Here is an 11,241-nt window from a genome sequence, read left to right as displayed (position 1 = left end):
CGCGATTATGAGGCGCGGTCCGCCACGGTTCCGGCTAGGACTCCGCGCCATGAACGCACGGGGCTTGCTCATCGCGACTGTCGTCGCCCTGATCGGCGCGGGCGCGGTCGGATCGGCCGCCCAGCCCGCCGCCTCTCGCGTCGCGACCCGCAACGTCCGACCGGTCGAGCCGGTGGTGGTCGAACTGTTCACCGCTCAGGGCTGCGCGGGCTGCATGGAGGCCAACCGGGTCGTGGAGGCATTGGCCGACGCCCCCGGCGTGATCGCCCTGACCTGGTCGGTCGATTACTGGGATTACCTGGGCTGGGCCGACACCTTCGCGCGCCCCGAGTTCGCCCAGCGACAAAGAGCCTATCAGTCGGCGCTGCGGCTGCGCGGCGTCTACACCCCCCAGGTCGTGATCGACGGTCGACGCCAGGTCTCCGGGGCCGACGCGGACGCCGTTCAGGACGCCGTCGATGAAGAGGCCACCCGCCGGATCTTCCCGCCGGAGGTCCAGTTCCGCGAGGATGGCGATGCCGTTGGCGTCGGCAGCGGCCAGGTTCCAACCGGTGGCGCTGACGTCTGGGCCATCACCTATCGCCCCGGCCGTCAGGACGTCAGCGTGTCCGGCGGCGACAATCGAGGTCGGGTCGTCGGGTCGGTCAATGTGGTGCGCAGCCTGACCCGGCTGGGTGCCTGGCGCGGCCAGCCGATCCTGCTGGCGCTGCCCACACCGACCGAAGCGGAAGATCGCACGGTCGTCCTCGTTCAGGCACGAGCCGACCGCAGAATTCTCTCGGCGGCCCAGCGCCAGGATTAGATCGCCGCCCTCTTAGGTCCAAGACAGCTAAGCCTTGGCGAATCCATCAGTTTCGGTCACTGTCCGCCGTCGTTCGAACGGCGCAATCCGAACACGGTCGCCGCTCGGGCATCGCTTTTGGGGGAAGGCGAAGATGGGACAGCGCATGCATCGATCCGCCCGGGGGACTGTGGGTCGGTCCGCCGCGTTCGCCGTCGTCCTGGGTGCCGCTCTGATCGCCGCCCCGGCCGGGTCCCAGAACCGGTCGGGGCAAGGCCATACGCCCGATCCGGACGCCGAGGCCCGCGCCATCACCCAGATCGTGACGGCCGCCGAGGTCGCCGACTGGGCGCGCCAGCGGGGCGACGCCGAGGCCATGCTGGTGGCGTCGCGGATGATGGCTGAAATCCACAGCCGGGCGGAGAACGGCGACGAGCCCTTCGTGACCTCTTCCACCCTGCTGGACGAGGCTGAGGTCCTGGCCGCCGACGCCCCCTATATCCTCGAGAAGATCCAGCGCCTGCGCTCGCCCGACAAGGGGGTCCGTTCCTCGCCCTTCGGCCCGGGTCCTATCGTACTGGTTCGTCGCCTGCGCGCGCGCGAGACCTACAGCTTCACGGTCGAGGCCCGGCGCAACGAGATCCTGCGCGTCGCCGCCATCGGGGACGGCGACACCAACATCGACCTGACGGTCCGCGACGCCCAGGGAGCCGTCATGTGCACCGACGGATCGCGCGACCACTATCCCGTCTGCACCCTGAACCGACCCCAGCCCGGTCTGCTTCGGGTCGAGGTCGTCAATCGTGGCGGCGTCTGGTCACGCGTCCAGATCCTGACCAACTGACCTCCGGCGTCGTCAGGCGTCGTCGGACGGCGGGGCCCAGTCGGGGTGATCGACGTCCTCGCCCCGCGCCTTGGCGTCCTTCTTGGCCTGTTTGGCGGCCGCCTTGCGCGCGGCCTTTTCGGCCTCGGCCTTTTCGCGCTCCATCCGTTCGAAGCCATAGTTGGGTTTGCGGGCCATGAAAGTCCTTCTTGAAATGGTGCTGACGCGACCGACCCGGTCGGTGAGTCGCGGCGGGGACGCCGGTGGGCGCCTGTCATGATCAATGTGGGGCGGACCGGCCGTTCAGTCCACTGCGATGATGTCCACGGCCTGGCCAGCGACCATCGCCTCGTCTCCGACCGCCTTGCCGGTCAGGGCGCGGGCCAGGGGAGATACGTGGCTGACGGAGCCGTTCGCAGGGTCCGCCTCGTCCTCGCCGACGATACGCCACGTCTGGGTCCGGCCGTCCTCGCGCGCGATGGTGACCGATCCGCCGAAGCGGACCCGACCGTCGGGTTCGGTCTCCACCACCTGGGCGTTGGCCCTCCGCGCCGACCAGTAGCGAAGGTCGCGCGTCGCCCGGGCCATGGCCGTCCGGTCCGCCTCGATCGAGCCCGACGCCTGCGCCGCGCCATAGGCCGCGCGCGCCTCCGCCAGGGCCCGTTCGATCGAGACGAGCCCTTCGGGCGTCACCAGATTGGCGTGCGGAGAGATGGGGCGATCCGGCAGATCGGCGGCTGTGGCCTCCAGATCCTCCTCGCGAGTGAAGGCGACGCTCATGATCGTTCTAGCGTATGCGGGACACGGACGTTCCTCCGCAAGCCCCGGCAGGCTAGAGGACGGCCATGACCGACCCCGCCGAACCCGCCGTCCACGTCATCGGAGCCGGACCCGCCGGACTGATGGCGGCCGAAAGCCTTGCCAGGGCGGGCCGACGCGTCGTCGTGCACGACCGGATGCCCTCGGTCGGCCGCAAGCTGCTGATGGCCGGTCGCGGCGGGCTGAACCTGACCCACTCGGAGGATCAGACGGCCTTCCTCTCCCGTTACGGGGCCGCCGCGCCCGCTGTCGCCGACTGGCTGGATGTCTTTTCGCCCGACGACCTGCTCGCCTGGGCTCACGGTCTGGATCAGACGACCTTCGTTGGATCCAGCGGACGTGTCTTTCCGCGCGCGATGAAGGCCTCGCCCCTGCTGCGCTCCTGGCTGGGTCGGCTGCACGGCCTGGGCGTCGAGATGCGAACCCGATCGCGCTGGATCGGATGGCGGGGAGAGGCGCTGGTGTTCGAGACGCCCGAGGGCGAACGGATCGAGCATCCGGCCGCCACGATCCTGGCCCTGGGCGGGGCCAGCTGGCCCAGGCTCGGGTCGGACGGAGCCTGGCGGCCCTGGCTCGAAGCCGAGGGCATTGAGGTCGCGCCTCTGGTTCCCGCCAACGCCGGCTTCGACGTCACCTGGTCGGAGGTGCTGATCGACCGGTTCGCCGGGGCGGTCCTGAAGCCGGTCACCGTGTCTTTCGGCGACAGATCGGTACGCGGGGAGGTCCTGCTGACCCGCTATGGCCTGGAGGGCGGGGCGATCTATGCCCTGTCGTCGTTCCTGCGCGACGCGATCGCGGCGGAGGGGACCGCCACGGTGACGCTCGATCTGCGGCCCGACCTGTCGGAGGCTGCGCTGTCCGAACGCCTTGCCCGGCCACGGGGCAAGGACAGCATGACCAACCATCTGCGCAAGGCCGGCGGTCTGTCCGCCGCCGCCATCGCGACCTTGCGCGAAATCGGCGACATCCCGCCGGGGTTCGACAAGCTGGCCAAGCGGATCAAGGCCGTGCGGCTGAAGCTGACCGGCATCCAGGGTCTGGAGCGGGCCATTTCGACGGCCGGTGGGGTCCGACTGGCGGGCCTCGATCCATCATCGATGCTGACCGCACGGCCCGGCGTCTTCGCGGCTGGAGAGATGCTGGACTGGGAAGCCCCGACCGGCGGCTATCTTCTTCAGGCCAGCCTGGCCTCGGGCGTCGTCGCCGCGAACGGCGTCCTGCGGTGGCTCGTGTCATCGTCGTCGGATAAGACGCCCGCATGACCCCGACCCCGCCCGACATCTCCGGCCTGTGCCCGCCGCGCTTCGCCGCCGTGAAGGACGCCTTCGCGCTGAACTTCACCGAGGCGCCCGAAGGCCTGAACGAGCAGGCGGCCCGGTTCTCGGTCGTGGTCGCGGGCGAGACCGTCGTCGACCTGTGGGCCGGACACGCCGATCCGCGCCAGCAGACCCCGTTCACCGACCGGACCCTGACCCCCGTCTTCTCGACCGGCAAGGCCATCATGGCCCTGCTGATGGCCTCGGCCGTCCAGCGCGGCAAGCTGGCCTACGAGGAGAAAGTCGCCAGCCTGTGGCCGGCCTATGGGGCCAATGGCAAGGGCGAGGTCACCATCGCCCAGATGCTGTCGCATCAGGACGGACTGCCCGGCTTCGACACACCCGCCGACCCTGCGATCTGGTTCGACCAGAGGGCGGTTCTGGATCGGCTGGCGGCCCAGGCACCGATGTGGCCACCGGGAACCGCCTCCGGCTATCACCCGATCACCGTCGGCTTTCTCGCCAACGAGGTTCACCGCCTCGCCGACGGTCGATCCCTGGGACAGGCGTTGCGTCAGGATTTCTCCGAACCGTTCGGTCTCGATCTGTGGATCGGGCTGCCGGAGGCCGAGCACGACCGCGTCGCGGCCCTTCGGAAGCCGTCGTCGGCCGCCAGCCTGGGACCGATCGATGCGATCAAGACGGCCGCCTTCCTCGACAAGGGGTCGGCTCCCGGGGGACGCGGCTCGGCCGAGTGGCGCACGATCGAGATCCCGTCGGCCAATCTGCACGGAACGGCGCTGGATCTGGCGCGCATCATGGGCATCGTCGCCGACGACGGCATGCTGGACGGCCGCGCCGTCCTGTCGCCCGGCGTTCTGGCCCAGGCGAAACGGGAACGGATCCACGGCCCGGATCTGGTCCTGCCCTATGTCATCAGCTGGGCCGCGGGCCTGATGCGCAACGCAGGTCTGAACATCTTCGGACCCAACCCGGAGGCCCTGGGCCATTGCGGCTGGGGCGGCAGCTGCGCCTTCGCCGATCCCGCCGCCAGACTGTCGGCCGCCTATGTCATGACACGCCAGTCGCCGCACCTGATCGGCGACCCCCGCGCGCAACGATTGATCGAGGCGCTCTACGCCGCCTTCTGAGGCTTGCCGGGCGCGGTCAGCAGGCCGATGACCCCGGCCAGAACCGCACAAACGGCGCAGGCGATCATCACGGTGCGGAAGGCCGTGTGGAACGCGCTCACCGCGCCATCCGAAAGGCCGCCGTCGCCCGCCATGACGGCGCCGAGTTGCTGGCGCGCATCCGGCGCATCGACGCCCGACACGAACACCGCCGACAGCAGCACCCCCAGCAGGGCGATGGCCAGCAGACCCGCGATCCGCGCCACCGCATTGTTGACGCCCGAGGCCACGCCGGTGTGCCCCTCCGCCACCGCTCCCATGACCGCCGCCGTCAGCGGTCCGACCGCCAGGGTCATCCCGATCGCCATCACCGTCATCCCCGCCAGCGGCCCGGCGACATAGCCCGCGTCGGGCGCCATCATCGCCAGCAACGCCAATCCGACCCCGGCCAGCATCGGCCCGACGCTGAGCGACAGCTTCGGCCCGAACCGGTCGGCCAACTTTCCCGCCGCCCCCGAGAACAGGCTCATGATCACCGCGAACGGCAGCATGGCCGACCCCGCCCCGGTGGCCGACCACCCGTGCACTCGGATCAACTCGAACGGCAGGAAGAACATCGCCCCGCCCAGCGCGAAATACAGCAGCAGGGTCAGCAGATTGATCCCCGAGAAGACCCGCGACCGGAACAGGCCCAGCGGCATCATCGGATGCGTCTCGCGCGCCTCTGCCAGCAGGAAGCCCGCCAGCAACCCGGCCCCGCCCGCAAGCCCGCCGATCACCCCCGGATGCATCCAGCCCAGATCCGGCGCTGCCGTCAGCCCCCAGATCAGCGCGCCCAGCCCGCCGATGGCCAGCAGCGCGCCCAGCCAGTCCAGCCCCCTGGCGCTGTCGTCGCGGCTCTCGGGTACCGCCCGTAGCGCCACGGCCACCGTGCCGATCGCCAGCGGTACGTTGATCCAGAAGATGAAGCGCCAATCCGCATGGTCGGCCAGCCAGCCGCCGACCAGGGGCCCGACCATGCCGAACAGGGCCCCCGCGCCGGCCCAGGTGCCGAAGGCCGCGCCGCGCTCGCTGGCCGGAAAGGTCGCGCCGATCAGTGCCAGGGCCCCCGGCGTCAGCAATGCCGCGCCGATGCCCTGCACCGCCCGTCCGGCGATCAGCAGCGACGCCGTCGGGGCCAGACCACAGGCGATCGAGGACAGGGCGAACAGGACGACCCCGATCAGGAACACTCGCCTGCGCCCGAACCGGTCGCCCGCCGCCCCGCCGATCAGGACCAGCGCACCCAGCGTCAGCAGATAGGCGTTGGAAATCCATTGCGCCGCCGCCGGGCCCGCATCCAGGTCGCGCTGGATCGAGGGCAGGGCCACGCCGAGCGCCGAGCCGTCGATGAAGGTCAGCGCCGACCCCAGCACCGTCGCCACCAGGATCCAGCGCTTCTGGCCCTTGGACAGGTCGGGATGTTCCGCGCTCATGAAGCCGACGCTAGACCGGTTCCACCGAATCGACCATCGCTCGCCGGGTCGCGCGTGCACGCAAGGCCGCAGCCGCCGCGAAGACCCCGGCACCCAACCAGATGAAGGCGAAGGACACCGCCCTGAGCGGTGTGAACGCCTCGCCCATCGCCACGCCTATGCCGAACTGCAGGGTCGGTGCCAGGAACTGGATGAACCCCATGGTCGATAGCGGCATTCGCCGGGCGGCGAACGCGAACAGGGCCAGTGGCAGGACCGTCATCGGCCCGTTGAGAAGGGCCCAGCCGAACCCCTCGGGCGTCGCGAACCCATGCCCCAGCCCGTGAATCTGCAGCCAGGTCACAAACACGACCCCGAACGGCAGCAGCAGCAGGCATTCGATGAACAGGCCCGCCTGCGCCTCCACCGGCACGCGCTTCTTGATGACGCCATAGGCCCCGAAACTCAGCGCCAGGGCGATGGAAATCCACGGCGGCCGCCCCAGGGCCAGGGCCTGGAACAGCACCCCGATCGCGGCCAGGCCGATAGCGACCCAACCCCAGCGGTCGATCCGCTCGCGGAACAGCCACAGCCCCACGATCATGTTGAGCAGGGGGTTGATGTAGTAGCCGAGGCTGGCTTCCAGCGTCGAATGGTGGGTCGTGGCCCAAACGTAGAGACCCCAGTTGATGGCGATCAGCACCGTGGCCAGCGCCAGCCAGCCCAGCGTCCGAGGTTGGCCGAGCGCTGCGCGCACCTGGTTCGACTGCCCGGCCAGCAGCACCAGTCCGCCTGCGAACAGCACCGACCATAGGGCGCGATGCGACAGGATCTCCGCCGCGGAGAACCCGATCGCCGCCTGGCCGATAAACAACAGGGGCATGAACCCCCAGATGACGTAGCAGCCGATCGCCGAGGTGAAGGCGGCGCGGGTGGGGCTCGTCGGCGTCACGGCCTCAGACCGTTATCGACCGATACCCGCTTCTGGGCTTGATCGTGCCGGTCTCGTCCAGCAGCTGGGCGATCTGGACCGCGTTCAGCGCCGCGCCCTTCCTCAGGTTGTCCGACACCACCCAGAACACCAGTCCGTTCTCGACCGTGTGGTCCTTCCTGATGCGGCTGACGTAGACGGCGTGCTCGCCGGCGGCGTCGACGGGCGTGATGTAGCCGTCGTGCTCCTGCTTATCGATGACCTGAACGCCCGGCGCCTCGCGCAGGATGGCGCGCGCCTCGTCGGGGCTGATAGGCCGCTCGAACTCGACCGTCACGGCCTCGGAGTGACCCACGAAGACCGGCACGCGGACACAGGTCACCGTCAGCTTGATGTTCGGATCCAGCATCTTGTGGGTCTCGGCCCACATCTTGGCCTCCTCGTCGGTATAGCCATCCTCGTTGAAGGACCCGATGTAGGGGATGACGTTGAAGGCGATCTGCTTGGGGAATTTCTTCGGCTTGGCGTCGCCCAGGCCATAGATGGCCTTGGTCTGGTTCCACAGCTCGTCCATGCCTTCCTTCCCGGCGCCCGAGACGGACTGATAGGTCGAGACCACCACCCGCTTGGCCTTGGCCGCGTCGTGCAGAGGCTTCAGCGCGACGACCAGCTGGGCCGTCGAGCAGTTCGGGTTGGCGATGATGTTCTTCTTGGTGGCCAGCTTGATCGCGTCGGGGTTCACCTCGGGCACGATCAGGGGCACGTCCGGGTCCTTGCGGAAGGCGGACGAGTTGTCGATCACGATCGGGCCCATCTTGCCGATCTTCTCGGACCATTCGCGCGATACGTCCCCGCCCGCCGACATCAGGACGATGTCCACGTTGGAGAAGTCGAAGCTGTCGATGACCTCGCACTTGATCGTCTTGTCGCCCCAGGCGACCTCGATCCCCTTGGATTTGCGCGAGGCGACCGCGTGCATTTCATCGACGGGGAACTCCAGTTCCTCGAGGATGGTCAGCATCTCGCGCCCGACATTGCCGGTGGCGCCCACGATCGCGATATTATAGCCCATCTTGGTCGGTCCTTCGGACGCGCTGACGCTCGCGACGCGGTCGCCTGCGGCTTGGGCGCATCTTGGTTAGGGGCGCTCACGCTCGGCTCGCGGAGCCTCGCTGCTTGAGCGCGGAGAGGAGATATCGAGGTCGGCGAACCTCTATCCTCGCATGTAGCCCTTCGCGTCTGCGAAGCAACGCCTTTTCAGCGTGGGCAGGCCCGTCTATGCCCCGGTGCCATGCCCTCCCGCATCGCCCGTGCTTATGAAAACCGCCTGAAACAGGGGCTGCTGACCCGCGATCCCGCGCAGAAGACCGCCGTCGCGGCCCTTTCGCGTCTGGAGATCGACCTGGGGAAGCGAAAGCTGTTCGGCGGCGTGCCCGAGGTTCAGGGCGTCTATCTGTGGGGTCCGCCCGGTCGGGGCAAATCCATCCTGATGGACCTGTTCTTCGTCTGCGCGCCCGAGCCGCGAAAGACGCGGGCCCATTTCCATGCCTTCATGGCGCGGGTCCACGACCTGATCCGCCAGTGGCGCGAGGGTGACCGGAAATCCCGGCAAGCCGTTTTCGGCGCGCACAGGGGCGACGACCCCATCGCCCCCGTCGCCGCCCTGATCGCGTCGGAGGCGCGCCTGCTGTGCTTCGACGAGCTTCAGGTCACCGACATCGCCGACGCCATGATCCTGGGACGGCTGTTCGACGCCCTGTTCGAAAAAAAGGTCGTCGTCTGCATCACCTCCAACCGCGCCCCCGACCAGCTCTACAGGGGCGGGATCAACCGGCCCCTGTTCACGCCCTTCATCGACCGCATCGTCGAACGCTGCGAGGTCGTCGAACTGTCCGGTGCCCGCGACTGGCGGCTGGACCGGCTGAAGGCCTCGAGCGTCTGGCATGAGGCGGGGGACCGGGCGGGCTTCGAGCAGCTCTGGGAGGATCTGCGCGGCGGAATGCCGGAATGCCCGGCCCGCCTGGAGGTCCTGGGGCGTGACGTGGTCATCGAACGCACCGCCGGGGGCCTGGCCCGCGCCACGTTCGACGAGCTGTGCGACCGGCCCCTGGGCCCCCAGGACTATCTGGCCATCGCCGCGCGGTTTCACACCCTCTTCATCGCGGACATTCCCGTGCTGACCCCCGACCGACGCCAGGCGGCGCGTCGGTTCGTTACCCTGATCGATGCCTTGTACGAGGCCCGGACCCGGCTGGTCGCCCTTGCCGCCGGCCCGCCGGAAGCCCTCTATCGCACGGGTGATGGCGCGTTCGAATTCGAACGAACGGTCTCGCGACTGAACGAAATGTCGAGCGCGGGCTGGCTGGAGGCGGCGGATCAGGCGGCGAACCCATCCTGAGGTCGCCAGCGCGCCGCAATCCGCGCTAAGGATGGGGCCTGACCTCTGGGAACCCGCCTATGAAACGCCTCGTCCTGCTGAGCGCCCTTGCCCTGATCGCCGCCCCCGCCTGGTCCCAGACCGCGCTCCCGGTCGGGACCTGGAAGGGCTTGACCGTCGCCGAGGTCACCGGCCAGTTGACCGCGTCCGGCCTGACCGTGGACGCACCCCAGATCGAGGGCGACCGCGTCTACATCCCCATCACGGACGGCGCGGTGAAGTCGGTGGTGACGTTGTTCTCCTGCACCGACGGAGCCTGCCCCGATGTGCAGTTCACCGCGGCCTTCTCCGGCCCGCAGGCGACGCCCGATATCGTCGCGCGCTGGAACGCCGAGCGCCGCTTCGTGAAGGCCTTCTACGCGTATTCCACCGAGGCGAACGAGGGCCAGGCCGTGGCGCAGTACGACGTGCTGTTCAGCCCCGTGATCGGTCCGGCCCAGATGGAAGACCCTATTCAGGTCTGGCGCAGCCTGTCCAACGACCTGGGTCGCACGGTGACGGTGGCCGCGACCGCTGCGCCCGCCGTCCCCCCGGGCCAGTAGGGAGCCCGGAATGCGACAGGGCCGCGGATCGCTCCGCGGCCCTCCCAAACTTTGCGATCGATCAGCGCATCGCCGCGTTGTGCGACGTCAAGCCAGCGAAGGTTCGAGGTCCTTGCAGGACTGGATCAGGCCCTGGACCGAGGCGACCGACTTCTCGAACATGGCCTTTTCGTCGTCATTGGTGGAAAACTCGACCACTTTTTCGACGCCGCCGGCACCGATCAGGGCGGGGACGCCGACATACAGGTCCGACAGACCGTATTGCCCGCTGAGCCAGACGGCACAGGGCAGGACGCGCTTCTGATCCAGCAGATAGGACTTGGCCATGGCGATGGCGCTCTCGGCCGGGGCGTAGAAGGCCGAACCGGTCTTCAGCAGCGCCACGATCTCGCCGCCTCCCTTGCGGGTGCGCGTGACGATGGCGTCCAGATCGCCCTGCGACAGGAAGCCCGCCGCGACGGCGTCGGGCAGGGGCAGGCCGCCGATGGTCGAGTGGCGCACCATCGGCACCATGTCGTCGCCGTGACCGCCCAGGGTCCAGGCGTGGATGTCCTGAACCGAGACGCCGGTCTTCTCCGACAGGAAATAGGCGAAGCGGGCCGAGTCGAGCACGCCGGCCATGCCAACGACCTTCTCGTGGGGGAGGCCAGAGAATTTCTGCAGGGCCCAGACCATGGCGTCGAGCGGGTTGGTGATGCAGATGACGAAGGCGTTCGGGGCGTGGGCCTTGATGCCCTCGCCGACGGCCTTCATGACCTTCAGGTTGATGGAGACCAGATCGTCGCGGCTCATGCCGTCCTTGCGCGGCACGCCGGCGGTGACGATGCAGACGTCGGCGCCCGCGATGTCGGCATAGGCGTTGGCGCCCTTCAGCGAGACGTCCGAGCCGATCACGGCGGTGGCCTCGGCGATGTCCAGCGCCTTGCCCTGGGGCGTGCCCTCGGCGATATCGAACAGGATCACGTCGCCCAGCGCCTCGCGCGCCGCCACATGCGCCAGGGTGCCGCCGATCATTCCGGCGCCGATGAGGGCGATCTTCGCTCTGGCCATGGGGATTCCTTTTTTGGC

General features: G+C 68.9%; 12 protein-coding genes. 6 read left to right on the top strand and 6 right to left on the bottom strand.

Going from position 1 to position 11,241, the window contains the following annotated elements:
* Positions 1 to 49 precede the first annotated feature (49 nt).
* Positions 50 to 802 (top strand): DUF1223 domain-containing protein, encoded by a 753-nt coding sequence (locus AC1DW4_RS06730; RefSeq protein WP_477016479.1) that lies wholly within the window; start codon positions 50 to 52, stop codon positions 800 to 802.
* 145 nt (positions 803 to 947) lie between these two features.
* Positions 948 to 1,625, top strand: coding sequence for a hypothetical protein (locus tag AC1DW4_RS06725; protein WP_477016478.1), 678 nt, complete (start codon positions 948 to 950; stop codon positions 1,623 to 1,625).
* A 12-nt stretch (positions 1,626 to 1,637) separates the two neighbouring features.
* On the opposite strand, the gene AC1DW4_RS06720 is transcribed toward AC1DW4_RS06725, so the two are convergent.
* Both AC1DW4_RS06720 and greA read right to left on the bottom strand, forming a co-directional pair.
* Positions 1,638 to 1,802 (bottom strand): hypothetical protein, encoded by a 165-nt coding sequence (locus AC1DW4_RS06720; RefSeq protein ID WP_477016477.1) that lies wholly within the window; start codon positions 1,800 to 1,802, stop codon positions 1,638 to 1,640.
* Between the two features lie 105 nt (positions 1,803 to 1,907).
* Positions 1,908 to 2,384 carry a transcription elongation factor GreA gene (greA, locus tag AC1DW4_RS06715; RefSeq protein ID WP_477016476.1) on the bottom strand — a complete coding sequence of 159 codons (477 nt, stop codon included), beginning with the start codon at positions 2,382 to 2,384 and terminating at the stop codon, positions 1,908 to 1,910.
* Positions 2,385 to 2,449: 65 nt separating this feature from the next.
* Between greA and AC1DW4_RS06710 the strand changes: the two genes are divergently transcribed.
* Positions 2,450 to 3,685: a BaiN/RdsA family NAD(P)/FAD-dependent oxidoreductase gene (locus AC1DW4_RS06710; protein WP_477016475.1), complete on the top strand. Its 1,236-nt coding sequence runs from the start codon at positions 2,450 to 2,452 to the stop codon at positions 3,683 to 3,685.
* Positions 3,682 to 4,830 (top strand): serine hydrolase domain-containing protein, encoded by a 1,149-nt coding sequence (locus AC1DW4_RS06705; RefSeq protein WP_477016474.1) that lies wholly within the window; start codon positions 3,682 to 3,684, stop codon positions 4,828 to 4,830. Before AC1DW4_RS06710 ends, AC1DW4_RS06705 begins: the two co-directional genes overlap by 4 nt.
* On the opposite strand, the gene AC1DW4_RS06700 is transcribed toward AC1DW4_RS06705, so the two are convergent.
* The 3 genes from AC1DW4_RS06700 to AC1DW4_RS06690 are packed head-to-tail and all read right to left on the bottom strand — an operon-like array spanning position 4,815 to position 8,266.
* Positions 4,815 to 6,284 (bottom strand): MFS transporter, encoded by a 1,470-nt coding sequence (locus AC1DW4_RS06700; RefSeq protein WP_477016473.1) that lies wholly within the window; start codon positions 6,282 to 6,284, stop codon positions 4,815 to 4,817. The genes AC1DW4_RS06705 and AC1DW4_RS06700 overlap by 16 nt on opposite strands.
* Before the next feature lie 10 nt (positions 6,285 to 6,294).
* Positions 6,295 to 7,215 (bottom strand): EamA family transporter RarD, encoded by a 921-nt coding sequence (gene rarD / locus AC1DW4_RS06695; protein ID WP_477016472.1) that lies wholly within the window; start codon positions 7,213 to 7,215, stop codon positions 6,295 to 6,297.
* A gap of 4 nt (positions 7,216 to 7,219) precedes the next feature.
* Positions 7,220 to 8,266 (bottom strand): aspartate-semialdehyde dehydrogenase, encoded by a 1,047-nt coding sequence (locus AC1DW4_RS06690; protein WP_477016471.1) that lies wholly within the window; start codon positions 8,264 to 8,266, stop codon positions 7,220 to 7,222.
* A 219-nt stretch (positions 8,267 to 8,485) separates the two neighbouring features.
* Here AC1DW4_RS06690 and zapE point away from each other — a divergent pair, with 219 nt between their 5' ends.
* Positions 8,486 to 9,592 (top strand): cell division protein ZapE, encoded by a 1,107-nt coding sequence (gene zapE, locus AC1DW4_RS06685; protein WP_477016470.1) that lies wholly within the window; start codon positions 8,486 to 8,488, stop codon positions 9,590 to 9,592.
* 59 nt (positions 9,593 to 9,651) lie between these two features.
* Positions 9,652 to 10,173 (top strand): YbjN domain-containing protein, encoded by a 522-nt coding sequence (locus AC1DW4_RS06680; RefSeq protein WP_477016469.1) that lies wholly within the window; start codon positions 9,652 to 9,654, stop codon positions 10,171 to 10,173.
* An 87-nt stretch (positions 10,174 to 10,260) separates the two neighbouring features.
* Here the strand turns inward: AC1DW4_RS06680 and mdh are convergent, their stop codons facing one another.
* Positions 10,261 to 11,223 (bottom strand): malate dehydrogenase, encoded by a 963-nt coding sequence (gene mdh, locus AC1DW4_RS06675; RefSeq protein WP_477016468.1) that lies wholly within the window; start codon positions 11,221 to 11,223, stop codon positions 10,261 to 10,263.
* Positions 11,224 to 11,241 lie beyond the last annotated feature (18 nt).

It is taken from the genome of Brevundimonas sp. P2_A6 (genome assembly GCF_056404975.1).
Note: the sequence above shows the minus strand (reverse complement) of the source record. Positions and strands in the feature narration are given on the sequence as shown.